Source organism: Pseudomonas eucalypticola, from assembly GCF_013374995.1.
Lineage (GTDB): Bacteria > Pseudomonadota > Gammaproteobacteria > Pseudomonadales > Pseudomonadaceae > Aquipseudomonas > Aquipseudomonas eucalypticola.
Map to the genome: position 1 here is coordinate 679,868 of NZ_CP056030.1, position 24,356 is coordinate 704,223.

Genomic DNA, 24,356 nt, shown 5'->3' on the forward strand with positions numbered 1-24,356 from the left:
CGATGCCATGAATACTACCGAGCAACGTATCTTCACCAGCCACCGCTGCGCCGCCGGTTTTTCCGAAGGCCTTCCCGATGAATATGCGCAGGACATCCTGCACCTGCTCCAGAGCGCCGACGCATTCGCGTGCCGCGCCTATGATCGACAGCAATCGTGGATAAGCTGGCAGGACCGCTATTGCAACCGTCTGGAGAAGTACGGTTGCACACGCCGCAGCGTGATCGACTCCACTCCCCACTTCATTCGTTCACTTCATGAACTCCAGGCGTTGACCCTCAACGTCATCGGCATGCATGACAGCGGCCGGCTTGTAGACCTCAGCCGCGAGTGCGTCCAGGCACTGGCTATCGGGACCGTCGCCGGTGCTTTTTTCAGTGGCCGCGTGGTGGGTGGGTATAGCCAGAACTGGCAGGTAACCCCGTGCGGTCAGAATGACCATGGCGAGGTGGAGTTGCTGGTGTTGGGCGTGCACATGGCGTGCAACGTCGAGTCCCGGAGTCATGGCCTGTGGACCGCCAACACTCGCGAAGTGGTGTTGCGTTTGAAGGGTGGGGTCTACTGTTTTGAGCCGCAGCGCTTCGAGCCCTGGCGTGAAGAGATTTTCAGTGCGTTGACGGTCGCCCGCAAGCAAGCGTTCGTGCGTACTTTGCTCTAGGTCGGCGGTGCCGGGGTATGGGGTTTCCCGGTTCCCGACCTGTTCGTGCTGCTCTAATTTGTGCCTCATCAGGCCCATGCAGGGCCTGCTTACTAAAAGGGAATTTGCAATGAGTCAGATCACTGATTTGTCCAAGGGCCAACGCGTGGCCATGCTGCGCACCTTCAATGTCGACGCCGGCTGGCGCGTGATGGAGGCCGACCAGGAACAGGCGGAATGCGCGGCGGTCGTCGCCAATGGTTTGCTGGCTTTCGTTAAGGGCGTCAGCAAAAAGTACCGTCAAGATGCGCAGAATGCCTACCTGTACGCCACCATGGCTGCCGACAAGAAGTGCGGCAACTACGGTGAGGGCGAGCAGTGGTACAAGGTGTTTTGCGACGTCATGGGCTTGGCGGGTTGGGTGGTGAAGGAAAGCTCTTTCCGTTCCTACAATGCCACCGAGCGAAATTTCAGCATGGAAAAGGTGGCGATCGAGATTCTCAAGGGTGCCGTCATTGCTGCGGCCATGGGCCCGGCCGGCACGGTGAGTGCTCTGGAAACCGCGCGCAAGGCAGTCGATGCCGTAGGCAAGGACGATGAAGCGGTAACCCTCTTCGACCGCAGCGCCAAGAAGGATCGCGGTGGCAACTTTGGTATCGGTAGCGTCGTGGAGGAAGACGGCGACGTGTGCATGGCACTGGGCATCGTTCAGTACAAGGGCGCCAAGGCGACCACCAGCGTGCTGTTTTCCAAGTGGGACAGGGCCGACCTTGAAATCTACCAGGCCAAGACTGTGTTCTGGATGGATGAAATGGGTGTCGAGGACTCGCGGGATGAAATCCGCAGCATCATTCGTGAAGCCCGCAAGAAGAAGATGAAAGAGACCCCCATTTGATGTATTGGCCGCACGGGCTCCATTGGGCAGCCCGTGCGGCACCATTTTCTCAAGGAGAGACGCATGGTCACTACCAAGGATGAAACCTGGCTGGACGCTGGGCAGCTGCTTTGCATTGATGCCGGGCTGTCGGACGAAGACAGGCAAGACGTGCTGCTCTGCAGCTTGTATTTTCAGCTGGCGGCATCGAAGAAAATCGACAAGTTAGAGCATGCCGCCCGGTGGTTCGAGGTTTACCAGGGTTGCCTGCAAAACCTGGGGTGGCAAACGGTGAGGTCAGGGCAGTTCGGTAAGGCGTTCGCGCCTGGTCTGGCATTTACCTGGCAGGACATCCTGCGCGGTGTGGTGCGTGAAGGGCTGCCGTTCGACCTGAAGGGTGTCGCCCAGGTGTTTGAGCCCGGGCAGGGCTTGGATGACCCTGCTCGCAGCCGGATGGCGGCGCATTCGATTGGCGTGCAGGGCAAGGGCACCAAGGCGCGTCACCAAGTGGCATTGCTGCTGGCATCGGGCCACTCTGGCGCGAGGATGAACCTGCTGCTGGTGCACTTCCAGACGCAGCAGGTGTTGACGGGGGACATCACCCAAGCCCGCTTCGATAGCACCGCGCTGCAAGGCGAAGTAACGGCGGCCTGGCTTAGCGTTCGCCCGGATCCTTTCATTTTTCCCGAATTTCGCGAGGACATGTTCGACCGCTTGAAGGGCCGCGCCGACCATCATCTGCTGCGCATCCAGGACGGAAATTGACCATGTTCGAGCCCGATGAAAATGTGGTTTCCTTTGGCATCGGCCTGACCTCGCAAAACCGTTCTGACATCAGTGCCCTGCTGCAGCAGGCCGATCGTTTCGCCAGCCACGCCTATGATCGCAACGTCCATTGGCAGGCATGGCTCGATTATTACGACAGCCGTCTGAAGAAACATGGTTGCAACCGCTTGAGCACCATCACCAGCCAACCCCTTTTCGTTTCGGACATGCGTGATGTGGACGAGGTGAAGCTGGATATCGCCAGTTTCGACGACCCCCAGAAGCTGTTCGACCTGGCCCGCAGAGTCATGGCTGCGCTGGGGTTGCATGACTTTGTACGCGCTTGGCTCAAGGGCAACGGCAAAGGTGATGCGCGCATGCTGTCATGGGTAGTGGTGCCGTGCGAACTCAATGCACGCGGCGAGATCGTACTCACCACCTTTGGCGTACAGGTGCGCGGGCTTCCGCTGTCCACCCAGCAAAAGCCCGAGGTAGTGATCCGCATGAGCGGTGGGGTGTACATTTTCCAGCCTGAAGTGTACGAGCGTTTTCGCACCCCGATTCGAGAAGAGCTCAAGGGCATCGCATTGCGCAGGCTGGTACAAATGCGCATCTAGTTCAGGGCAGCAGGTAGCCCTTGATACCTGTGAAGATGATCTGGGCGGCCAGGGCGCAAACGAACAGCCCCATCAAACGGCTGACGATCTGCAGCCTTTGTTCGCCCAGCAACCGTTCGATACGGTTGGACAGGTACAGCACCAGGCCGACCGTGACGCTGGCCAGCGCGATGCTCAGGATGGCCATCAACTTGTCGTCCCAGTGGGGCTGGCTGACGCCCATGACCAGCAACGCACCGATCGTGCCCGGGCCCACAGTGATGGGAATGGTCAGGGGCACGATGGTCACATCCTGCTGAACATTATCGGTCTGCACCCCCGACTTGCCCTGCGCCATGCCCAGCGCGGAGATGAACAGCACGCTGCCGGCACCGATGCGGAAGGCGTCGGCGGTGATGCCGAAGACGCTGAAGATCACTCGCCCGAACAGGTACAGCAACACACTGGAGACCAATACCCCCAGGGCCACCTTCCACGCCAGGCGTTTTCGTTCCTTCGGCGAGTAGCCCCGCGACAGGCCGATGAAACAGGAGAGCACGAAGAATGGGCTGTAGAGCACCAGCATTTTCAAATAAACGCTGAACAACGTGTGGAGCATGGGCAAGGGCTCTTGGCAGGGGTGGGCGACGGCAGAGTCTAGCGTGGCGGACGCATGTCTGTCTTATTGGCGCAGTTGACGAGGAGGGGTTGTGGGGCTCAGGAGTTGCTGGCCTGGCTTTGCGCCTGGTTGCGCTGTGCTACCCAGTGTTCGATAAGCTCGCGCAATTGTGACAGTTCTATCGGCTTGGCCATGTGCCCGTCCATGCCGGCCTGGCGTGCGCGTTCCTTGTGTTCGGTCAGGATGTGCGCCGTGAGGGCCACCACGGGCGTGCGCTCGCGGTTGGTGCCCAGTTCCCAGTCGCGCAGCTGCTGGGTGGCGGAGAAGCCATCCAGTATGGGCATTTCGCAGTCCATCAGCACCAGGTCATAACGTTGCGCCTTCATCGCCCGCAGGGCTTCCTCGCCGTTGCTGGCCGTGTCGGGTTGCACGTTGAGCTTGCCTAGCATGCCGCGGATCACTTTGGTGGAGATGCTGTTGTCCTCGGCCACCAGAATACGGAAGTCGCCAGGCACCGAGATCGGCGCGTGGGGCTGCGGGGCGCTGGCCTGGGCGGTGGCCTGCCCGCGTTGCGCCAGTTCGTCGGCCAGGGTGGTCTTGAGGGTGTAGCCGGCCACAGGTTTTGCCAGGATGCGCTTGATACCGGCATTGCGGGCGATGATCTTGGTAGGTGCGTTGCTGATGCCGGTCAGCATGATGATCAGAATATCGTGGTTCAGGCTGGGGTCTTCCTTGATCTTGGCCGCTAGTTGCATGCCGGTCATGCCAGGCATGTTCTGGTCCAGCAGTACCGCGTCGAAATAGTCGCGCAGGTGTGCCTTGGTGCGCAACAGCGCCAGCGCTTCCTTGCCCGAGGGCACCGAGCTGACGTTCAGCCCCCAGGCACTGCACTGTTGCACCAGCACCTTGCGGCAGGTGTCATTGTCGTCCACCACCAGCACCCGCGCGCCGCGCAGAGGGCCGTCCAGGTCCAGGGTCGGGTGTTCCAGGCGTTCCGGGTCCAGTGGCAAGGTCAACCACAGGGTGCTGCCCTGCTGGCTACCGCTCTTGATACCGAACTCGCCTTTCATCAGCAGGATCAGTTGGCGGGCGATGACCAGCCCCAGGTGCCCGCCCACGCCATTGCCCGACAGCAGGTTCTTGCTGTGCAACTCGCTGTGCAGCAGGGCGTCGCGCTCATCGCGCGGGATGGGCTCGCCGCTGTCCTGCACCGCGATGCGCAGGCGCGGCTCGCCACTGCGCTGGTCCAGCGCGACCACCAGCAGCACTTCGCCTTCGTCGGTTTTGCGCAGGGCGTGGTCTAGCAGGGCCAGCAGGGTCTGGCGCAGGCGAGTGGGGTCGCCGCTGATGACCTGGGGTACCTGGGGCTGGGTGAAACTGATCAGCTCGACGTTTTGCTGTTCGGCCTTGGCGCGGAAGATGTTCAGGCACTCTTCGATCAGGGCGCTGAGGTCGAACTGCACGTCATCGAGTTCGATCTGCCCGGATTCGATCTTGGAGATGTCGAGGATCTCGTTGATCAGCGTCAGCAGCTCATTGCCAGCGCTGTGAATCGTTTGCACGTAGTCGCGCTGCTTGACCGAAAGGGGCGTACCGAGCAGCAATTCGGTCATGCCCAACACGCCATTCATCGGGGTGCGAATCTCGTGGCTGATGCGCGCGAGGAACTCGGCCTTGGCGTTTATTTCCGCGGTGCTGGCGGCCAGTTCGCGGCTGGCGCTGAAACGGTCCTCGCTGATGGTGCGCAGGCGTTCGCTCAGGGCTGTGTTGAGCATCAGCCCAGTCAGCGCGCCTATGCCCATCAGCCCGAGTACCAGCCACTGGGGCGGGGTACGGGTCAGCACCAGCAGGGCGGGCAGCACGATCAACACACCCAGGTTGAGCAACAGCATGGCCCAGGTGAACAACCGTGCCGGCCGATAGCCTTTCTGCCAGTGCCAGGCCGCGGTCAGCAACATGCCCAGGCCGCCCACCACCATCATGGCGTAGGTGATGGAGTTGATGGGCAAGCCATCGACCATCAGCACCAGCAGGCCGCTAAGGCCGATCAACAGCTTGGCGGCGCCCAGCAGACGGTCGATCAGCGGGGTAGTACGCGGTGCGAAGAAGCGTTGGGTGAACATCAGGCAGCAAATGGCCGCCACCATCAGCGACAGGTAGCTGCCCGTGGTGCGCAGGGAGTGCCAGGTGTCGAACCAGGGGCCGCTGAGGTTCAGCAGGATCGCGGCGCTGAGGGTAAGCAGCGTCTCGGCGGCCGCCAGCCACAGGCTGCTGCTCGACCGGCTGTAGGCGTAACGGGCCAGGTTGTGCACCACCAGCATGGCCAGGCAGCCGAACAGCAGGCCCATGAGCAGGGTCTGGCGCTGGTCGGCGGCAGCGGTGACGGCAGGCAGCAGGGCGACATTGGGGCGCAACTGATGGGCCGATGCCAGGCGCAGGTAAAGGTCCAGGGCGTGCGAGCTGATGGGCACCGGCAGCAGGATGTCGGTGTTGGCCAGGGCGGGTTCCACGCCCAGGCTGTCACGACCACTGCGTTGCTGGCGGACCAGCGTATCGCCGTCCAGTACGTAGAATTCGAGCTCGGACAGGTCGGGCGCGAAAATGCGCAATACCTGTTCGTGAGGGCCGGGCGGCAGGCGGTAATGCAACCATTGCGCGGTATTGGCGGCGGTAGGGGTCAACTGGCTCAGTTCGAGGGGGCTGAACTGGTTTTGATAGCGGGGCGAGCGTATGTCGCTCAGTTGCAGGTGTGCGTGTTCATCGAGCAATACCGACCAGCCACTGCCGGACTCGGCCATGGCCGGGTACGCGCACAACAGGGTCAGTGCACAGACAATCGATGAAATGGCGATCCTGAGCCAACGCACAGCGAAATCCCTTCGAAGGTTTAATGACTGAGTATAACTATGCGCGGCGGATAAAGCGTAGGGCTACTGGCCGAACGGCCTTTAGTACCGGTCTAACCCGGTACTAAAGGCGTAAGGAAATGTTACTTGGCGCTTTCCCGAGCGATGGCGCGGTAGCCAATATCGGAGCGGTAGAAGCAACCTTCCCAGTCGATCTGGCTGGCCAGGGCGTAGGCTTGTTGCTGGGCTTCACCCACGGTATCGCCCAGGGCGGTGGCACACAGCACGCGGCCGCCGGAGGTCACGACCTGGCCGTCTTTCAAGGCGGTACCGGCGTGGAAGACCTTGCCGGACAGTTGCGCGGCAGCGTCCAGGCCGCCGATGGCGGCGCCCTTGGCGTAGTCGCCCGGGTAGCCGCCGGCCGCCAGCACCACGCCTAGGCTAGGGCGCGGGTCCCACTGGGCCTCGATCTTGTCCAGCGCCTGGGCCAGGGCGGCCTCTACCAGCAGCACCAGGCTCGATTGCAGGCGCAGCATCACGGGCTGGGTTTCGGGGTCGCCGAAACGGCAATTGAACTCGATGACCTTCGGGTTACCGGCCTTGTCGATCATCAGGCCTGCGTACAGGAAACCGGTGTAGACATTGCCTTCCTCGGCCATGCCGCGCACGGTCGGCCAGATCACCTGGTCCATGACCTTCTGGTGCACGTCGGCGGTCACCACCGGGGCAGGGGAATAAGCGCCCATGCCGCCGGTGTTCGGGCCGCTGTCGCCGTCGCCGACGCGCTTGTGGTCCTGGCTGGTGGCCATGGGCAGCACGTTCTTGCCGTCGACCATGACGATGAAGCTGGCTTCCTCGCCGTCCAGGAACTCCTCGATGACCACGCGCGAACCGGCGTCACCGAAGGCGTTGCCGGCCAGCATGTCGCGCACCGCGTCCTCGGCTTCGGCCAGGGTCAGGGCAACGATGACGCCTTTGCCGGCGGCCAGTCCGTCGGCCTTGATGACGATGGGCGCACCCTTTTCACGCAGGTAGGCCAGGGCAGGCTCGATTTCGGTGAAGTTCTGGTATTCGGCGGTCGGGATCTTGTGACGGGCCAGGAAGTCCTTGGCGAACGCCTTGGAGCCTTCCAGCTGAGCGGCGCCCTTGGTAGGGCCGAAGCAATCCAGGCCACGGCTGCGGAACAGGTCGACGACACCGGCCACCAGCGGCACTTCCGGGCCGACGATGGTCAGGGAAACGTTCTTCTCGGCGAAGTCGGCCAGTTGTTCGATGGCCTGCACGTCGATGGCGACGTTTTCGCACTTGGCTTCGGTGGCAGTGCCGGCGTTGCCGGGGGCGACGAAGACTTTCTCGACACGCGGGTCCTGGGCTACTTTCCAGGCCAGGGCGTGTTCACGGCCGCCGCTGCCAATGATCAATACGTTCATAGCTAAAAACCTCGAATTCTGTGTGGGCTTGCGCTGCAGGTGCAGAAACAGCGATTTCCCGTGGGGAAAACCGCGAATCGCGGCTTCCCCTGCTCTCGATCAGTGGCGGAAATGACGCATGCCGGTGAAGACCATGGCGATGCCGGCTTCGTCGGCCGCGGCGATGACTTCGGCGTCACGCATGGAGCCGCCTGGCTGGATCACTGCGGTGATGCCCACCTTGGCCGCGTTGTCGATGCCGTCACGGAACGGGAAGAACGCGTCGGAGGCCATGACCGCGCCCTGTACCTGCAGGCCAGCGTGCTCGGCCTTGATGGCGGCGATGCGCGCGGAGTTCACGCGGCTCATCTGGCCGGCGCCGACACCGATGGTCTGGCGGTTCTTGGCGTAGACGATAGCGTTGGACTTCACGTACTTGGCCACTTTCCAGGCGAAGATCAGGTCGTGGATCTCCTGCTCGGTCGGGGCGCGCTGGGTCACCACTTTCAGGTCGTCGGCGCCGATCATGCCGATGTCGCGGCTCTGAACCAGCAGGCCGCCGTTGACGCGCTTGTAGTCCCAGGCAGCGGCGCGGTCGGCCGACCACTGGCCGCAGGCCAGCAGGCGCACGTTGGCCTTGGCGGCAACGATGGCGCGGGCTTCTTCGCTGACGCTCGGGGCAATGATCACTTCCACGAACTGGCGGTCGACGATGGCCTTGGCGGTCTCGGCGTCCAGTTCGCGGTTGAAGGCGATGATGCCGCCGAACGCCGACTCGGTGTCAGTGGCATAGGCCAGTTCGTAGGCCTGGCGGATGCCGCCTTCGGCGTCTGGGCTGACGGCCACGCCGCACGGGTTGGCGTGCTTGACGATCACGCAGGCCGGTTTGACGAAGCTCTTCACGCACTCCAGGGCAGCGTCGGTGTCGGCCACGTTGTTGTAGGACAGTTCCTTGCCCTGCAACTGGGTAGCGGTGGCGATGCCCACTTCGGCTGGCTTGGCTTCCACGTAGAACGCCGCACTCTGGTGCGGGTTCTCGCCGTAGCGCATTTCCTGGGCCTTGATGAACTGGCTGTTGAAGGTGCGCGGGAATTCGCTGCGGCCTTCGGTGCTCAGGGTCTCGGCGGCCTGGTTCACGGTGCCCATGTAGTTGGCGATCATGCCGTCGTAGGCCGCGGTGTGCTCGAAAGCCTTGAGCATCAGGTCGAAGCGCTGAGCGTAGGTCAGGCCGCCGGCCTTCAGGCTGTCCAGCACCTGGCCGTAGTCGCTGGCGTTGACCACGATGGCCACGTCCTTGTGGTTCTTGGCCGCGGAGCGGACCATGGTCGGGCCGCCGATGTCGATGTTCTCGATGGCGGTCGGCAGGTCGCAGCCCGGCTTGCTGATGGTGGCTTCGAACGGATAGAGGTTGACCGCGACCAGGTCGATCGGCTTGATGCCGTGCTCGTTCATGATGGCGTCGTCGACGCCGCGACGGCCCAGGATGCCGCCGTGGATTTTCGGGTGCAGGGTCTTCACCCGGCCGTCCATCATTTCGGCGAAGCCGGTGTAATCCGCCACTTCCACTGCGGCAACGCCGTTGTCCTGCAGCAACTTGAAGGTACCGCCGGTGGACAGGATCTCGACGCCCAGGGCTTCGAGTTCACGGGCGAATTCAAGGATACCGGTCTTGTCGGAGACGCTGATCAAAGCGCGGCGGACGGGCAGGCGGGTAGTCTGGTCGGTCATTTCAATTTCCGTCTAAAGCAGAGGAGTCAGCAAAAAAGGCGACCCTGGACAGGTCGCCTTTTCTGGTTTGAATGCATGCTTACAGCAGATCGTATTGCTTGAGCTTCTTGCGCAAGGTACCGCGATTCAGGCCCAGCATCTCGCTGGCCTTCGTCTGGTTGCCCTTGACGTAGTTCATCACGCTTTCGAGCAAGGGGGCCTCGACTTCGGAAAGCACCAGGTTGTACACGTCAGTGACGGCAGCGCCCTCAAGATGGGCGAAATAATTGTGCAGCGCCTTCTCAACACTGCCGCGAAGGGTCTGACCCTCTTCGCTTGGCGTGTTCAGGTGCTGTTTCAAGTTGACGTTGTCGCTCACGGGCGTTGTTCCACTCACTAAAGTCTCGGTCATCATCGTCATGCGGCCACCCCCTGTCCGTCCCCTGTCACAGGGCTCTCATTACATTCACCGAGGAACTGGCGAACGTTGGCGCACTGCGCTTGCGTATCTTCCAAGCGGTTGAACTGGGCGCGGAATTCCTTGGCGCCCGGCAAGGTGGCCAGGTACCACCCGACATGCTTGCGGGCGATACGCACGCCCATCACATCGCCGTAGAAGGCGTGCAGTGCCGTCAGGTGCTCCAGCAGAATCTGTTCCACTTCACTCAATTGCGGTGCCGGCAGCAGTTCGCCGGTGCGCAGGTAATGCTCGGTCTCGCGAAAGATCCACGGCCGCCCCTGGGCGGCGCGGCCGATCAGCAGGCCGTCGGCGCCGGTGGCGTCGAGGACGCGCCGGGCCTTTTGCGGTGAATCGATGTCGCCATTGGCAAAGACCGGGATGGACACCGCCTGCTTGATGGCAGCGATGGTGTCGTATTCGGCTTCACCCGTGTAAAGGTCGGCGCGTGTGCGGCCATGTACCGCCAGGGCGCTGATGCCCGCCTGCTCGGCAATCTTTGCAACGGTGATGCCATTCTTGTTGGAACGGTCCCAGCCGGTGCGAATCTTCAGGGTGACGGGCACCTGGACGGCGCCGACCACGGCATGCAGGATCTCCTGCACCAGGGCCTCGTCTTTCAGTAAAGCGGAACCTGCCGCCTTGTTGCAGACTTTCTTCGCCGGGCAACCCATGTTGATGTCGATGATCTGGGCGCCCATTTCGACGTTGGCCCGTGCGGCCGCGGCCAGCATCTGCGCGTCACCGCCGGCGATCTGTACCGAGCGGGGCTCGGGATCGCCTTCGTGGATCATGCGCATGCGCGACTTGCGGCTGTTCCACAGGCTCATGTCACTGGTGACCATTTCTGATACGACCAGGCCTGCGCCCATCCGTCGGCAAAGCTGCCGGAAGGGCTGGTCCGTGACCCCCGCCATGGGGGCGAGGATCAGGGCGTTGTTCAATGTGTATGGGCCGATGCGTACCGCCGACATAGGTGTTCCCTGTTGTGGGGCCGGATCATTAGAGTTCGAAAAAGGGTGGGCATAATACCCGCTCTCGGTGACCGGATAAAGGTCGTTTTGGATAAAATCTGAACAACTATTTGCTTATGCCAAGCGGTTTGGTCGCTCGGCAGCTCCCGCAGCCGCCACTGTTTACAGGGGCTGGCTACTCCGGGGAGCGGAAGCTGAGGCTGTAATTCACCGCTTTCGGGCCCGGGTCGAGGATGTCCAGCGAGATGTGGATCGGGGTCTGGGGTGGCATTTCGGCCTGGCTACCGGCCAGCTCGCCCGACAGGTATTCGCCTGGCTTGAACCGACGACTGGCTATCAATTGGCCATTGAGGTCGGCGAAACGCAGTTCCAGCAGCGGGAAGGGCTGGGAGAACGGCGCGCGGTTGTAGATGATGGCGTCCACCACCAGCGCGCCATTGAAGTCGGGGTGGCTGCGCACCACCAGGTTGCTGCTCTTGATGCGGTCGATGTCGACCTTCGACGGCACGCTGCAGCCCAGGCTCGGGCATACCTGCTGGAACCATGGCCGGTACTGGTCCTGGCGGGCCAGTTCGTCGAAGTGGTACCACAGGTACTGGCCGCCCAGCGCCAGGGCGGCCACCAGGGTCGCCAGGGTCCACAGCAGCCGTTTACCCCACGGCGTGCGGCGTTTCTGCCAATCCAGTTGCAGCGGGTCGTCCATCAGGTCCAGCAGCGGCGCCTCGCGCAGGTTCGGCTCGCTGCGTTCGTGCCGGCCAGGGCGGGGCGCCGGTTCGTCAGGGTCGTCATCATCGGCATCCAGCGCCGACAAGCGCTCACCACGCGGCGGCAGGTCGTCATCAGCGTGCAGGCGGCCAAGGGCGGGCGCGTGCGCTTCGACGGGCGCCAGGGTCAGTGAAGGCTCGGTGCGCTCGTTGTCGGTGTCCTCGTCAAGGGCCGGCTGGCGCTCGATGATGGGGGGCGACGGTTCGTCATCGTCGTGCAGTTCGAGGTCCTCGGCGTGGGTGCCGAAGGGCCGCTCGTGCCACGCTTCATCCTGATGTTCGTCCCGGCTGGCGCTGAATGACTCCTCGCGTGGAGGGTGGTCCTTGAATGCCTTGACCGGCTGGATCTCCCGTTGCTCCAGGCGTGCCAGTTCGCCGTCGAGGTCGAGCTGGTCGAGGTCCAGCTCGTTGGCCGTCCACTCGCGCAGGCTGATGGGCGCGGCGCGCTGCTCGGCCACCGGTGGCGCGGGTTCCTGGGCCGGTTCCTGGCGGCCGGTGCTTTGCTCCAGCAACTGGCGCGCAGCGTTGAACACCTGCAGGCAGGCGCCACAACGCACCACTCCGCGGGCCACGCTCAGTTGAGTGTGGCTGACGCGAAAGCTGGTCTGGCAATGGGGGCACTGGGTGACGAAACTGTCGGTCATGCGCGGGTCCGGGTTATGCAGACAAGCATTCTAGGCACTCTCAGCGGCGGCGACCACTGATGCGTACCCAGCCATCGCGGTTGGCGATAGGGTCCAGGTCGAACGCGGCGGCATAGGCGGCGGCCACTTCCTCGCCTTGCTCGGCAAGGATGCCCGACAGGGCCAGCAGGCCGCCTGGCTTCACCAGGCCGGTCAGCTGTGGCGCCAGGGAAACCAGTGGGCCGGCCAGGATGTTGGCCACCAGCACATCGCTCTGTACTTGCGGCAGGTCTTGCGGAAGGTACAGCGGGAACTGCGCGTCGGCCACGCCATTGCGCCGGGCATTGTCGCGCGATGCTTCCAGCGCCTGCACGTCGATGTCGGTACCTACCGCCTGCTCAGCGCCGAGCAGCAGGGCGGCGATGGCCAGAATGCCCGAGCCGCAGCCGAAATCCAGCACGCTCCGGCCCTTCAGGTCCTGGCCATCGAGCCATTCCAGGCACAGCGCGGTAGTAGGGTGGGTGCCTGTGCCGAAGGCCAGGCCCGGGTCCAGCAGCAGGTTCACCGCGCCAGGCTCCGGGGCGGCGTGCCAGCTGGGCACGATCCACAGGCGCTGGCCGAAGCGCATGGGGTGGAAGTTGTCCATCCAGGTGCGCTCCCAGTCCTGGTCCTCGATCACCTCGGCGTGGTGCTCGGGCAGCACCGCGCCGGTCAGCAGTTCCAGGTGGGCGAACACGCTGGCGGGCTCGGCGTCGGCTTCGAACAGGGCCAGCAAGTGGGTGTGGGCCCACAGCGGCGTGGTGTTGAGTTCCGGTTCGAAGATCGGCTGGTCCTCGGCGTCCATGAAGGTGACCGAAACGGCGCCGACTTCCAGCAGGGCGTCTTCATAGGTTTCGGCTTGTTCTGGGCTGATGGCCAGACGAACTTGCAGCCACGGCATGGCGGGTACCTTTGAATAAATGGTGCGAAAGCATTGCAGTTTACTAGAGCCGCCGCTGAAAAGCTCCGAGGAAAAGCAGGTGCGGCGGCTTGCATCGGCTCCTTTCAGGGCCTGAGGTTGAATGTTCCGTCACCGCGGAAGTCAACCCCGGTTTGCTCGGGGTTGGGGGTCTGGAAGGCGAACTCACCTTTAAAGGTGTGCTCTTTTACGTTGATGTCCACGTCCAGATGGCCTTCCAGATAAGTGCTCCGTGACCATACATCGCCGTACTGGTCGCTGACATTCCAGAAGTATTGGAACAAGAAATCCGGCGTGGAAATCTTTCCTTTGATGATTGTCGACTCTGAGTCCGCCGGGATTAGCAGGAAAAAGGCCTGGAAGGAGGCGGAGTTTCGGTCGCCTGTGCTTGCTTCAAGCGTCCAGCCAGTGCGCCCCCAGCCAAGGAGGGTGTGGTCCGCCTGAAACGAGGAGCCGTTGCGTGTCCATTCGAACGTACCTGATGGCCGGGTGCCTGGCAGAATGTTCAACGCGCCAGGATTTGGTTTGTGTGAAAACATGGGATGATCTCCGGTAGGGTGCGCGGTCGCGCTTGACCATCCTCCTGCCGTGAAGCTTGCCGCCGCAACTGTAAGAAGTGACAGGTAAGCACCAATGAAAACGCCCCGACAAGTCGGGGCGTTTTTTGTGCAGCTATCTACAACCGTGGATTACTTCTGGGCAGCCAGCTTGTGTTCCAGGTAGTGGATGTTCACGCCGCCTTTGCAGAAGCCTTCGTCGCGGGTCAGGTCGCGGTGCAGCGGGATGTTGGTCTTGATCCCGTCCACCACGATCTCGTCGAGGGCATTGCGCATGCGCGCCATGGCTTCGTCGCGGTCCTTGCCGTAGGTGATCAGCTTGCCGATCAGCGAATCGTAGTTCGGCGGAACGGCATAGCCACTGTACAGGTGCGAATCGACGCGAACGCCGTTGCCGCCCGGTGCGTGGAAGTGCTTGACCGTGCCTGGGCTCGGGATGAAGCTCTTCGGGTCTTCGGCGTTGATGCGGCATTCCAGCGAGTGGCCGCGGATGACCACGTCGTCCTGGGTGTACGACAACGGGTTGCCCGCAGCAATGCTCAACATCTCCTTGAGGATGTCGATGCCGGTGACCATTTCCGATACCGGGTGCTCTACCTGTACGCGGGTGTTCATTTCGATGAAATAGAACGCGCCGTTTTCATACAGGAACTCGAAGGTGCCAGCACCGCGGTAGCCGATGTCGATGCACGCCTTGACGCAGCGGGCGAAGACCATCTGCCGGGCTTCTTCGTCGATACCCGGTGCCGGGGCTTCTTCCAGTACCTTCTGGTGACGGCGCTGCAGGGAGCAGTCACGGTCGCCCAGGTGGATGGCGTGGCCCTGGCCGTCGGACAGTACCTGCACTTCCACGTGGCGTGGGTTGGTCAGGAACTTCTCCAGGTAGACCATCGGGTTGCCGAACGCAGCACCGGCTTCGGTACGGGTCAGCTTGGCCGAAGCGATCAGGTCTTCTTCCTTGTGCACCACGCGCATGCCGCGACCACCACCGCCACCGGCGGCCTTGATGATCACCGGGTAGCCGACTTCACGGCCGATGCGCAGGGCTTCTTCCTCGTCTTCGGGCAGCGGGCCGTCGGACCCGGGAACGGTCGGCACGCCGGCTTCGATCATGGCGTGCTTGGCCGATACCTTGTCGCCCATCAGGCGAATGGTGTCGGCTTTCGGGCCGATGAAGGCGAAGCCGGATTTCTCGACCTGTTCGGCGAAGTCGGCGTTTTCAGCCAGGAAGCCGTAGCCAGGGTGAATGGCGGTAGCGCCAGTCACTTCGGCAGCTGCGATGATCGCCGGAATGTGCAGGTAGGATTGCGCAGCCGGTGCCGGACCGATGCAAACGGATTCGTCTGCCAGGCCCAGGTGCATCAGCTCCTTGTCGGCCTTGGAGTAGACGGCGACAGTCTTGATGCCCAGTTCCTTGCAGGCACGCAGGATCCGCAGGGCGATTTCGCCGCGGTTGGCAATCAGGACTTTTTCCAATTTCGCAGGTTGGGACATCGTTGGCTCTCCGCGATTCAAACGATGGTGAACAGCGGCTGGTCGAATTCAACCGGCTGGCCGTCTTCCACGAGGATCGATTCGATCACACCGCTGGTTTCAGCTTCGATGTGGTTCATCATCTTCATCGCTTCGACGATGCACAGGGTGTCGCCTTTCTTCACGGTCTGGCCGACTTCAACGAAGGCTGGCGAGGCAGGCGAAGCCTTGCGGTAGAAGGTCCCGACCATTGGCGAGCGCGCCACGGTGCCGTTCAGTTTCGGTGCGGCGGCCGGGGCGTCCGCAGCGGCGGCGGCTGGTGCTGCAGCCGGGGCGGCGGCAGGGGCGGCAACCGGGGCTGGAGCGTAGTACTGCTGGGCCGGGGTCTTGCTGTGGCGGCTGATCCGTACGGACTCTTCGCCTTCACGAATTTCCAGCTCGTCGATACCGGACTCTTCCAGCAGCTCGATCAGTTTCTTTACTTTGCGAATATCCATTAATCATCAACTCCCAAGGGTCGGTCAGGGGCGTTCAGGTAGTGTGTACAAATCGTTCCAGGGCGACCTCCCAAGCCAGTCGACAAGCGCTGGCGCCAAGGCCGCGGATCACCGTGGCGGCCGGTAGGGCCTGCCATGGCGATGGCGGAAATTGCTGCGGCGGCCCCGTGGGACACCCGCTGTTCGAGAAGTGGGATGCTCACTCTTGGCGGCGCGTCACGTTTTGCGTTGATACCAGGGGCAACTTGGGCGAAAACCTGAGGATCATCTGCATTCACGGCTCCTTGAATCTACCCGGGTTGTTCAGGCGGCACGACTATGCCGCAATGGGGCGACGACTGTCCAGTCAAGCACAATAGCCTGCACGTTGCCCGATGTTCGCCTGAAAATTGTGACTTGTTTGCTGAAATGAGTCACTTAGGTGGGCGCGGACGCTGAAGGCGCGGCTCAACGCGCCATTTGGCGGTCGGCGAGGGCGATCTTGCCGAGAAAGTCGACGGCGTTGATCTCGCCGATGACCTTGGCCTCAGTGATTTCGCTGCCGTTCGGTGCGAAGAACATCAGGGCAGGGGGACCAAACAGCTTGTAGCGGTCCAGCAGGGCGCGCTGCTCGGCGTTGCTGTCGGTGACGTCGAAACGTACCTGCTGGTAGCCCGCCAGGCGAGCTATCACCTGGGGGTCGGTGAGCACGTCGTGTTCGATGACCTTGCAACTGATGCACCAGTCGGCGTACCAGTCCAGCACCAGCGGCTTGCCGGCCTGTTTCGCCTGGGCCAGGGCTGCGTCCAGCTGCGCGGCGGTCGTGACTGTCTGCCAGTGGGTGCTGGCCGGGTTGGCCGTGGCGCTGGCGGCCAGCGGGGCGGGAAGCGGGCGTAGCGGGTCGCCCTGGCCACTGAATGCGCCATACCAGCACGCCAGGCCATACACCAACAGCAGCAAGCCCAGCAGCTGCGCCAGACGCTGGCGCGGCGGCTTGGCGGTGAACTCCAGCGCGCCCAGGAACAGCGCCACGCCCGCCGCCAGCAGGCCCACCAGCAACAGTGTCGCCGGCCCCGGCAGTACCCGGCTGAGCAGCCCGATGGCCAGGCCCAGCAGCAGCACACCGATGGCATTCTTGACCAGCTCCAGCCACGGCCCGCTTTTGGGCAGCCAGGTGACCCCGCCAATGGCCACGGCCATGAGGGGCAGGCCCATGCCCAGACCCAGGGCGAACAGTTTGAGCGCCCCGCCCAGGGCGTCGCCGGTGGTGCTGATGTACAGCAGCGCACCGGCCAGCGGCGCCGAGACACAGGGCGACACCAGCAGGCTCGAGAGCACGCCCATGACCGCGGCGCCCCACAGCGAGCCGCCCTGGGTGTTGCCAGCGATACGGTCCAGGCGGTGACTGATGGCCGCTGGCAGCTTGAGCTCGAAGAGCCCGAACATCGACAGGGCAAACACCACGAAGAACAGCGAGAATGGTCCCAGCACCCAGGCCGATTGCAGCCTTGCCTGCAGATTCAGGCCGGCACCGAACAGCCCCATCAACGCTCCCAGCACCGCGAAGCACAGCGCCATGGGCAGCACGTAGGCCAGCGACAGGCTGTAACGGCGCACTTTGCTGGTCTGGCCACGCATGACCACCGCCGAAAGAATCGGCAGCATGGGCAGCACGCAGGGCGTGAAGGTCAGGCCTATGCCGCCCAGCAGATACAGCAGCAGTTCATTCCACGACCAGCCGCGCACAGGGGCACTGTCGACGGCAGAGGCGGTAGCCTGCGCCGGTGCGCCGCCATCGATGGCCAGCTTCTCGGTTTCCGGCGGGTAGCACAGGCCCTTGTCGGCGCAACCCTGGTAGGTGACGGCGAGGGTGAAGGGGCGTTGGTCAGCCGGGTCGCGGGGCAGTGTCACCTCGACGATGCCGTGGTACACCTCGACGTCGCCGAAGTAGTCGTCGTGCTTCTTCTCGCCGTCCGGCAACTGTGGCGCGCCGAGCTTGACGTCGGCTGGCGTGGCCTTGAACTGGAAACGGTGGCGGTACAGGTAGTAGCCGTCGGTGGCGACGAATTGCAGGGTGATGGCGTCAGGCGTGGTCTTGCTGAGGTTGAGCTGAAATGCCTGGTGCACCGGCAGGAAGTCGCTGTTGCCGTTCGGGGCGCCGCCCAAGGTAGCGCTGGGGCGTGAGTCCAGCAGACCGGCACCGAAAGCGGGCAGGGTCAGCACCAGTAACAGAAGGCAAAGCAGGCGGCGCATGGCAATCTCGCGAAACAAATGTGCGCGCATGATAGCCCAGCGGGCTCTGCCGTGCAGGGGGCGGGGTTGTTACTTCATCTGTCGGCTGCGGTTGCCCGGTTGCCGAGCCTGGCCAACCTCAGTCAAACGGCCAGCACCCGATTGCGTCCCAGCCCCTTGGCCCGGTACAGCGCCTCATCGGCCAGGGTGGCCATGGTCAGGCTGTCGCTGGCCTCGACCATTGCCACCACCCCCGCGCTGAACGTGCACTGCAGGTCGTGGGGTTGGGCGGGATAATGGATCTCCGCGAAGCGCTCGCGAATCTCGTCGAGCACGGCGTGGGCTGCCGCGATATCGGTGTCGGGCATGACGATGGCGAATTCCTCGCCACCGTAGCGGCCGATGAAGTCGGTCTTGCGCAGCCGCTGCTTGAGGAACAGCGCCAGGCTCTTGATCACCCGGTCGCCCATGGGGTGGCCGTGGCTGTCGTTGACCTTCTTGAAATGGTCAATGTCGAGCATGGCGAAGCTCAGCGGCTGGCCCTCGCGGCGGGCCCGGAACGCGCAATCCTCCAGCAGTTGCAGGATATGGGTGTGGTTGTACAGCCCGGTCAGGCTGTCGCGCACCATGCGCGACTTGAGGTTGCGCGCGCGAGCGGCGCGGTTGCGCACCGTGGTGATCAGGTGGCGCGAACGGATGGGCTTGGTCAGGAAGTCGTCGCCGCCTTCGCTCATGGCGTCCAGTTGCTTGTCCAGGTCGTCCTCGGCCGACAGGTAGATGATCGGCACGCTGACATAGCGGTCGTTGTGGCGGATGACCTTGGCCAACTCGGGCCCCGTGCAGGCGGGCATGTACATGTCCAGGATGATCAGGTCGGGTTGGAAGTCGGCCAGTTCCGCCATGGTGCCGATGGGGTCGGTCAAGGTACGGGTGACGATTCCGGCGTTGTTCAGCAAGCGTTCGGTGTGCATCGCCTGAGCGCGGGAATCGTCAATGATCAATACCTTGAACGGCTCGTACTGGGCCACGCAGGTCAGGGCTTCGATCTTTTCCAGCAGGCCGGAGGCTTCCAGGGCACCGGTGAGAAACTCCTGGCCGCCGGCGCGTACCGCCGCTAGTCGCGTGGGGGTGTCGGCTTCATGCAGGCTGAAGAACAGCAGCGGCAGTTTCGGTTCCTGGCCTTGCTGGGCCTGGGCGGCCAGTTGCAGGCCGGCGCCGCGACCGCCGAAGTCCACATCCATGACGATGGCCGCCGGCAGGCACTCGCGTAGCGAGTCCTGAAACGCCGCGGGGTTGACCAATGCCTGCACATACAGGCCGAAGAACTCCAGTTGCATGGCCAGCCGTTCACCGCGCTCGACGTCCTGCAACAGCAGATAAACCGGCTTGCGCACGGGCGGCAGCGGGGTCTGGTCGAGGCTGTCGCCGTGGCGCAGGCCCGTGCGGGACAGGCGTTGCATCAGGCGGTTGAGCTCGCTGATGGCCTCGCTGCTCAAGCGTCCCTGGTTGGTTTCCACGGCCAGCAGCACCTGCTGGAGCTGGCGGGCGATCTGGCTGTGCTCGGGTTGTTCGAAACGTTCGGCGAAGCGCAGCAGGCGCACGTTGGCTTCATCGAGTTCACACAAGCTTTCCCCCGACCATTCGCTGCGTTGCAGGCGCTGCCAGGCCTCCAGAATATGCCGGGCCTGGTGGATGACCCGCTGGGCAAAATGATGCTTTAACCGCTCTCGGCTGGGGTCTTGGGGTTCGGTCATGGGCTGACTGCTTATGGGGGCAAGGTGCTGCGTGATGGCCCTATGCTAGCACAGGGTTTTTTTCTCGTGCTGGCCGCTGGGCATATAAAGGCAAAGGTTCTTGCATTCATTTAATGACTGGCCAGTCGCTTATGCGCGGGCCGCTGCTTGATTTATAGTGCAGGCCAGGGTCGCGAGCCCCGCAGTGTCTCGAGGCGTCACATCGAGTTTCACTGGCACGATGCGCGGGGTTCGCGGTCGAACTTTTGAATTCAGTGATCGAAAGGATATAGCCATGCTGGACTGGAAGAACCGCACAGGCAAAGGCGAGGCGCCCGCGAGCGCCGACAGCAAGGGAGCGGCTGCAACCGCACCGCGCAGTTACCTGCGCGGCCTGCTGGTCAGCCGCGCATTGCTCAGCGTCATCGCGATCTACCTGCTGGTTACCGGTGCCCTGGGGTGGTACTGGAGCGAAGAGCCTGCGCTGTTCCCGGTGCAACAGCATGCCCAGGAGGCTGCGGCCCACGAGGGGCACAAGATGGTGGTGGGCTACACCACCGTGGAAACCCTCAAGACTGTGGCGGGCACCCTGCTGAACAAGCCTGGTGGCTATATCTCCAACGACCGTTTCCCCCCAGGCCTGTGGATGGACAACATGCCCAGCTGGGAATACGGCGTACTGGTCCAGGTACGCGATTTCAGCCGTGCGCTGCGCAAGGATTTCGCCCGTTCCCAGTCGCAATCGGCTGAAGACGGCGACCTGGTGCGCGCCGAGCCGCGCTTCAACTTCGACAACAAGAGCTGGATCTGGCCATCCAGCGAGTCCGAGTTCCAGGAAGGCATCAATTCCCTGAGCCGCTACCAGGCGCGCTTGTCCGACCCTAACCAGACCGGAGCGCTGTTCTACCCGCGCGCCGACAACCTGAACAACTGGCTGGGCGACGTCGCTACGCGCCTGGGGTCGCTGTCCCAGCGCCTGTCTGCCAGCGTCGGCCGAGTCAAGCTCAACAGCACCCTGAAAACCGAAACCGTGGTGCCGGGCCAGGCGCCGCAGCTGGACGAGGAGATCGTCGAGACCCCCTGGATGCAGATCGATAACGTCTTCTATGAAGCTCGCGGCCAGGCCTGGGCCCTGTCGCACATGCTGCGCGCGGTCGAGGTGGACTTCGCCGATGTTCTGGCCAAGAAGAACGCCACGGTCAGCGTGCGCCAGATCATTCGTGAACTGGAAGCTTCCCAGGAGCCGGTCTGGAGCCCGATGATCCTCAACGGCAGTGGTTTCGGCATCCTGGCCAACCATTCCCTGGTAATGGCCAACTACATCTCCCGCGCCAACGCGGCGGTCATCGACCTGCGTCAATTGCTGTCCCAGGGGTGACGGATGAGCTACTCCGATAAAGAAGCGGCGCACCGCGCTGCTTCCGACGCCGAGCAGATTGCCTGGGTCGACGAACAGGACACCGTGCTGGGCGCCTTGCCGCGCCAGCAACTGCGTGAGCGTGGCCTGATCGGCCGCGCCACCTTCATCGTGCTGTTCAACGCCGCTGGCGAGCTGTGCGTGCACCGCCGTACCCTGAGCAAGGCGGTGTACCCCGGTTACTGGGACGTGGCGGCCGGTGGCATGGTGGGTGCTGGTGAAAGCTATGAGGATTCGGCGGCCCGCGAGCTGCACGAGGAACTGGGAGTGGCCGGCGTGCCCCTCACGGCCCACGGCCATTTCTTCTTCGACGAACCCTGCAACCGCGCCTGGTGCGCGGTGTACTCGGCGGTGTGGGACGGCCCTTTGAGCGTTCAACCGGAAGAGGTCATGGAGGCGGGGTTCATGCCCGTGGCCCAGGCCCTGGCCGAAAGCGAAACCCGGCCGTACTGCCCGGACTCGCTGATGGCACTGCGGCTGTGCATAACCCCGTGAGCCACGGTGTGGGCTGGCTTGCCCTGGAGCTTCGCAGGTTTCAGACGTTCGCTGGCAAGCCAGCTTCCCCATGACGGAGCGGCGCGTCCTCGATATGAGTGTTTGCCCAACGCGCGGCACGTCGCGAAAGTTGTGGAAAATGGCGCGTTTTGGCACTTAGCATTCCTTGCATTTGCCGTTACACTGCGCGACCTTTTCAAACTGCAGGCCTTCAACCGCCTTCAGTAGCGCTGCCCCTGCCTGAGTGGGGCTTCGCGGTCGGTCCCGCCCCGTGCGCCGGCCAGTTTTTTCGTCCTCACAAGAGGATTGCCAGTGGCCAAAAAAGCCGCATCCTTCGCCGCACTCGGCGGCCTGGTGTTCTCCACCGATGCAGGTCGGCATTGCCCGGACTGTCGTCAACCCCTGGATGCTTGCATCTGCAAGCAAGCCGTCATCCCTGAAGGTGACGGTATTGCCCGTGTGCGTCGTGAAAGCAAGGGCCGGGGCGGCAAGACGGTGACCACCATCACCGGCGTCCCGCTGGCGCCCGACGACCTCAAGGAACTGGCCTCCACCCTCAAGCGTCGCTGCGGTACCGGCGGTGCACTCAAGGATGGCGTCATTGAAATCCAGGGCGACCACGTCGAGCTGCTGCTCGGCGAATTGGTCAAGCAGGGTTTCAAGGCCAAGAAGTCCGGCGGCTGAGCCGCCCGGGCGCTTTCTCCCTTTTTGCAAACTTGGCGCGCCCTGCAGGGTCTACCCTGCACAGGCGGGTAATCGTCATCTTCACTTATTACACTGCAGCGGCCCGATGGCCGCTGGCATTTGACTTTTTATAGGGGACTTCGATGTCCGTACGACGCACACGCAAAGACGATGGCAGCCAATGGACAGTTGCGGACAGCCGCAGTGTTTACGGGATACGCCATTGGGGGGCCGGTTATTTCGCGATCAACGAGGCCGGGCGCGTGGAAGTGCGTCCCAATGGGCCGCAGAGCGCACCCATCGACCTGTTCGAACAAGTGGACGAACTGCGCAAGAGCGGTTTGTCGCTGCCATTGCTGGTGCGCTTCCCTGACATTCTGCAAGACCGCGTGCGCCAGCTGACCGGCGCCTTCGACGCCAACATCGCGCGCCTGGATTACCAGAGCCAGTACACCGCGCTGTACCCGATCAAGGTGAACCAGCAGGAAGCGGTGGTGGAAAACATCATCGCCACCCAGAACGTGTCCATCGGCCTTGAGGCCGGTTCCAAACCCGAGCTGCTGGCCGTGCTGGCCCTGGCGCCCAAGGGCGGCACCATCGTCTGCAACGGCTACAAGGACCGCGAGTTCATTCGCCTGGCGCTGATGGGCCAGAAACTGGGCCATAACGTCTTCATCGTCATCGAGAAAGAGTCGGAAGTGGCGCTGGTGATCGAAGAAGCGGCCGACCTCAAGGTCAAGCCGCAGGTGGGCCTGCGCGTGCGCCTGTCGTCGCTGGCCTCCAGCAAGTGGGCCGACACCGGTGGCGAGAAGTCCAAGTTCGGCCTGTCGGCCGCCCAGTTGCTATCGGTCGTGGAGCGCTTCCGCGCCGCCGGCCTGGACGACGGCATTCGCCTGCTGCACTTCCACATGGGTTCGCAGATCGCCAACCTGGCTGACTACCAGCACGGCTTCAAGGAAGCCATTCGCTACTACGGCGAACTGCGCGCCCTGGGCTTGCCGGTGGACCACATCGACGTGGGCGGCGGCCTGGGCGTCGACTACGACGGCACCCACTCGCGCAATGCCAGCTCCATCAACTACGACATGGACGATTACGCCGGTGTCGTGGTGGGCATGCTCAAGGAATTCTGCGACGCCCAGGGCCTGCCGCACCCGCACATTTTCTCGGAAAGCGGCCGCTCCCTGACCGCGCACCACGCCATGCTGGTGGTGCAGGTGACCGACGTCGAGAAGCACAACGACGACGTGCCGGAAATCGAAGACAAGGAAAGCCTGCCGGAAACCGTGCAATGGCTGGTGGACCTGCTGGGCCCGACCGACATCGAAATGGTCACCGAGACCTACTGGCGCGCCACCCACTACATGAGCGACGTAGCCACCCAGTACGCCGATGGCAAGATCACCCTGGCGCAGAAAGCCCTGGCCGAGCAATGCTACTTCGCCGTGTGCCGCCGCCTGCACAATTCGCTGAAGGCGCGCCAGCGCTCGCACCGCATGGTGCTGGACGAACTCAACGACAAGCTGGCCGACAAGTACATCTGCAACTTCTCGGTGTTCCAGAGCCTGCCCGACACCTGGGCCATCGGCCAGGTACTGCCGATCCTGCCGCTGCACCGCCTGGACGAAGAGCCCATGCGCCGCGCCGTGCTGCAGGACCTGACCTGCGACAGCGACGGCAAGATCAAGCAATACGTCGACGAGCAGAGCATCGAGACCAGCCTGCCGGTGCATTCGGTGAACGAAGGCGAGGACTACTTGCTGGGTATCTTCCTGGTCGGCGCCTACCAGGAAATCCTGGGTGACATGCACAACCTGTTCGGCGACACCGACTCGGTGAACATCTACCAGAACGCCGATGGCAGCGTGTACCACGCCGGCATCGAGACCCACGACACCATCGAGGACATGCTGCGCTACGTGCACCTGTCGCCCGAGGAACTGATGACCCACTACCGTGACAAGGTCGCCAGCGCCAAGATCAGCGCCCGTGAACGCACTCAGTACCTGGACGCATTGCGCCTGGGCCTGACCCGTTCCTCGTACCTGTCGTCGTGAGCT

Annotated in this window: 21 protein-coding genes; 8 read left to right on the top strand and 13 right to left on the bottom strand. The window is 63.1% G+C overall.

Annotation, left to right across the window (positions count from 1 at the left end; all coding sequences use genetic code 11):
* Positions 1 to 7 precede the first annotated feature (7 nt).
* The 4 genes from HWQ56_RS03125 to HWQ56_RS03140 all read left to right on the top strand — a co-directional run bounded on the left by HWQ56_RS03125 (position 8) and on the right by HWQ56_RS03140 (position 2,893).
* The gene (locus HWQ56_RS03125; protein WP_176569757.1) at positions 8 to 658 is read left to right on the top strand and encodes a hypothetical protein; all 651 of its coding nucleotides are present in this window, start codon (positions 8 to 10) and stop codon (positions 656 to 658) included.
* 109 nt (positions 659 to 767) lie between these two features.
* Entirely contained in the window at positions 768 to 1,532 is a 765-nt protein-coding gene (locus HWQ56_RS03130; RefSeq protein ID WP_158154179.1) for a hypothetical protein, read from the top strand.
* Between the two features lie 63 nt (positions 1,533 to 1,595).
* Positions 1,596 to 2,276: a hypothetical protein gene (locus HWQ56_RS03135; protein WP_176569758.1), complete on the top strand. Its 681-nt coding sequence runs from the start codon at positions 1,596 to 1,598 to the stop codon at positions 2,274 to 2,276.
* Between the two features lie 2 nt (positions 2,277 to 2,278).
* Complete coding sequence (locus HWQ56_RS03140) at positions 2,279 to 2,893, top strand: hypothetical protein (protein ID WP_158154177.1); 615 nt, start codon at positions 2,279 to 2,281, stop codon at positions 2,891 to 2,893.
* Position 2,894: 1 nt separating this feature from the next.
* Here the strand turns inward: HWQ56_RS03140 and HWQ56_RS03145 are convergent, their stop codons facing one another.
* The 13 genes from HWQ56_RS03145 to HWQ56_RS03205 all read right to left on the bottom strand — a co-directional run bounded on the left by HWQ56_RS03145 (position 2,895) and on the right by HWQ56_RS03205 (position 19,721).
* Entirely contained in the window at positions 2,895 to 3,491 is a 597-nt protein-coding gene (locus HWQ56_RS03145) for a MarC family protein (RefSeq protein ID WP_176569759.1), read from the bottom strand.
* 98 nt (positions 3,492 to 3,589) lie between these two features.
* Positions 3,590 to 6,358, bottom strand: a complete 2,769-nt coding sequence (locus HWQ56_RS03150) for a hybrid sensor histidine kinase/response regulator (protein ID WP_158154175.1) — start codon at positions 6,356 to 6,358, stop codon at positions 3,590 to 3,592.
* A 122-nt stretch (positions 6,359 to 6,480) separates the two neighbouring features.
* On the bottom strand, positions 6,481 to 7,767 hold the full coding sequence (gene purD / locus HWQ56_RS03155; protein WP_158154174.1) for a phosphoribosylamine--glycine ligase: 1,287 nt from the start codon (positions 7,765 to 7,767) through the stop codon (positions 6,481 to 6,483).
* 99 nt (positions 7,768 to 7,866) lie between these two features.
* Positions 7,867 to 9,474: a bifunctional phosphoribosylaminoimidazolecarboxamide formyltransferase/IMP cyclohydrolase gene (purH, locus tag HWQ56_RS03160; RefSeq protein ID WP_158154173.1), complete on the bottom strand. Its 1,608-nt coding sequence runs from the start codon at positions 9,472 to 9,474 to the stop codon at positions 7,867 to 7,869.
* A gap of 79 nt (positions 9,475 to 9,553) precedes the next feature.
* The gene (gene fis / locus HWQ56_RS03165; RefSeq protein ID WP_008368706.1) at positions 9,554 to 9,874 is read right to left on the bottom strand and encodes a DNA-binding transcriptional regulator Fis; all 321 of its coding nucleotides are present in this window, start codon (positions 9,872 to 9,874) and stop codon (positions 9,554 to 9,556) included.
* The gene (gene dusB, locus HWQ56_RS03170; protein WP_158154172.1) at positions 9,871 to 10,884 is read right to left on the bottom strand and encodes a tRNA dihydrouridine synthase DusB; all 1,014 of its coding nucleotides are present in this window, start codon (positions 10,882 to 10,884) and stop codon (positions 9,871 to 9,873) included. Before dusB ends, fis begins: the two co-directional genes overlap by 4 nt.
* Positions 10,885 to 11,059: 175 nt before the next feature.
* On the bottom strand, positions 11,060 to 12,292 hold the full coding sequence (locus tag HWQ56_RS03175) for a DUF3426 domain-containing protein (RefSeq protein WP_176569760.1): 1,233 nt from the start codon (positions 12,290 to 12,292) through the stop codon (positions 11,060 to 11,062).
* A gap of 40 nt (positions 12,293 to 12,332) precedes the next feature.
* A complete protein-coding gene (prmA, locus tag HWQ56_RS03180; RefSeq protein WP_176569761.1) occupies positions 12,333 to 13,211 on the bottom strand; it encodes a 50S ribosomal protein L11 methyltransferase in 879 nt (292 codons plus the stop codon).
* 104 nt (positions 13,212 to 13,315) lie between these two features.
* On the bottom strand, positions 13,316 to 13,768 hold the full coding sequence (locus HWQ56_RS03185; RefSeq protein ID WP_158154169.1) for a hypothetical protein: 453 nt from the start codon (positions 13,766 to 13,768) through the stop codon (positions 13,316 to 13,318).
* A 150-nt stretch (positions 13,769 to 13,918) separates the two neighbouring features.
* Complete coding sequence (gene accC / locus HWQ56_RS03190) at positions 13,919 to 15,280, bottom strand: acetyl-CoA carboxylase biotin carboxylase subunit (RefSeq protein WP_158154168.1); 1,362 nt, start codon at positions 15,278 to 15,280, stop codon at positions 13,919 to 13,921.
* 17 nt (positions 15,281 to 15,297) lie between these two features.
* On the bottom strand, positions 15,298 to 15,756 hold the full coding sequence (accB, locus tag HWQ56_RS03195) for an acetyl-CoA carboxylase biotin carboxyl carrier protein (protein WP_158154167.1): 459 nt from the start codon (positions 15,754 to 15,756) through the stop codon (positions 15,298 to 15,300).
* A 447-nt stretch (positions 15,757 to 16,203) separates the two neighbouring features.
* Positions 16,204 to 17,988 (bottom strand): protein-disulfide reductase DsbD, encoded by a 1,785-nt coding sequence (gene dsbD / locus HWQ56_RS03200; protein ID WP_176569762.1) that lies wholly within the window; start codon positions 17,986 to 17,988, stop codon positions 16,204 to 16,206.
* Between the two features lie 122 nt (positions 17,989 to 18,110).
* Positions 18,111 to 19,721: a GGDEF domain-containing response regulator gene (locus tag HWQ56_RS03205; protein WP_176569763.1), complete on the bottom strand. Its 1,611-nt coding sequence runs from the start codon at positions 19,719 to 19,721 to the stop codon at positions 18,111 to 18,113.
* A gap of 274 nt (positions 19,722 to 19,995) precedes the next feature.
* Between HWQ56_RS03205 and HWQ56_RS03210 the strand changes: the two genes are divergently transcribed.
* From HWQ56_RS03210 to speA, 4 genes are all read left to right on the top strand, one after another.
* Positions 19,996 to 21,078: a DUF2333 family protein gene (locus tag HWQ56_RS03210; RefSeq protein WP_158154164.1), complete on the top strand. Its 1,083-nt coding sequence runs from the start codon at positions 19,996 to 19,998 to the stop codon at positions 21,076 to 21,078.
* A 3-nt stretch (positions 21,079 to 21,081) separates the two neighbouring features.
* Entirely contained in the window at positions 21,082 to 21,612 is a 531-nt protein-coding gene (locus HWQ56_RS03215) for an NUDIX hydrolase (RefSeq protein WP_176569764.1), read from the top strand.
* Positions 21,613 to 21,924: 312 nt separating this feature from the next.
* Positions 21,925 to 22,296: a translation initiation factor Sui1 gene (locus HWQ56_RS03220; protein WP_158154162.1), complete on the top strand. Its 372-nt coding sequence runs from the start codon at positions 21,925 to 21,927 to the stop codon at positions 22,294 to 22,296.
* 143 nt (positions 22,297 to 22,439) lie between these two features.
* A complete protein-coding gene (gene speA / locus HWQ56_RS03225) occupies positions 22,440 to 24,353 on the top strand; it encodes an arginine decarboxylase (protein WP_158154161.1) in 1,914 nt (637 codons plus the stop codon).
* Positions 24,354 to 24,356 lie beyond the last annotated feature (3 nt).

Bases quoted from the DNA above. Each gene is read 5' to 3' on its own strand.
- HWQ56_RS03140 (WP_158154177.1), top strand. From the start codon at position 2,279: ATGTTCGAGCCCGATGAAAATGTGGTTTCCTTTGGCATCGGCCTGACC.
- HWQ56_RS03125 (WP_176569757.1), top strand. From the start codon at position 8: ATGAATACTACCGAGCAACGTATCTTCACCAGCCACCGCTGCGCCGCC.
- HWQ56_RS03175 (WP_176569760.1), bottom strand. From the start codon at position 12,292: ATGACCGACAGTTTCGTCACCCAGTGCCCCCATTGCCAGACCAGCTTT.
- HWQ56_RS03185 (WP_158154169.1), bottom strand. From the start codon at position 13,768: ATGTTTTCACACAAACCAAATCCTGGCGCGTTGAACATTCTGCCAGGC.
- HWQ56_RS03205 (WP_176569763.1), bottom strand. From the start codon at position 19,721: ATGACCGAACCCCAAGACCCCAGCCGAGAGCGGTTAAAGCATCATTTT.
- dsbD (WP_176569762.1), bottom strand. From the start codon at position 17,988: ATGCGCCGCCTGCTTTGCCTTCTGTTACTGGTGCTGACCCTGCCCGCT.
- HWQ56_RS03135 (WP_176569758.1), top strand. From the start codon at position 1,596: ATGGTCACTACCAAGGATGAAACCTGGCTGGACGCTGGGCAGCTGCTT.
- accC (WP_158154168.1), bottom strand. From the start codon at position 15,280: ATGTCCCAACCTGCGAAATTGGAAAAAGTCCTGATTGCCAACCGCGGC.
- purH (WP_158154173.1), bottom strand. From the start codon at position 9,474: ATGACCGACCAGACTACCCGCCTGCCCGTCCGCCGCGCTTTGATCAGC.
- HWQ56_RS03130 (WP_158154179.1), top strand. From the start codon at position 768: ATGAGTCAGATCACTGATTTGTCCAAGGGCCAACGCGTGGCCATGCTG.
- HWQ56_RS03215 (WP_176569764.1), top strand. From the start codon at position 21,082: ATGAGCTACTCCGATAAAGAAGCGGCGCACCGCGCTGCTTCCGACGCC.
- prmA (WP_176569761.1), bottom strand. From the start codon at position 13,211: ATGCCGTGGCTGCAAGTTCGTCTGGCCATCAGCCCAGAACAAGCCGAA.
- HWQ56_RS03210 (WP_158154164.1), top strand. From the start codon at position 19,996: ATGCTGGACTGGAAGAACCGCACAGGCAAAGGCGAGGCGCCCGCGAGC.
- fis (WP_008368706.1), bottom strand. From the start codon at position 9,874: ATGACGATGATGACCGAGACTTTAGTGAGTGGAACAACGCCCGTGAGC.
- purD (WP_158154174.1), bottom strand. From the start codon at position 7,767: ATGAACGTATTGATCATTGGCAGCGGCGGCCGTGAACACGCCCTGGCC.
- accB (WP_158154167.1), bottom strand. From the start codon at position 15,756: ATGGATATTCGCAAAGTAAAGAAACTGATCGAGCTGCTGGAAGAGTCC.
- HWQ56_RS03145 (WP_176569759.1), bottom strand. From the start codon at position 3,491: ATGCTCCACACGTTGTTCAGCGTTTATTTGAAAATGCTGGTGCTCTAC.
- speA (WP_158154161.1), top strand. From the start codon at position 22,440: ATGTCCGTACGACGCACACGCAAAGACGATGGCAGCCAATGGACAGTT.
- dusB (WP_158154172.1), bottom strand. From the start codon at position 10,884: ATGTCGGCGGTACGCATCGGCCCATACACATTGAACAACGCCCTGATC.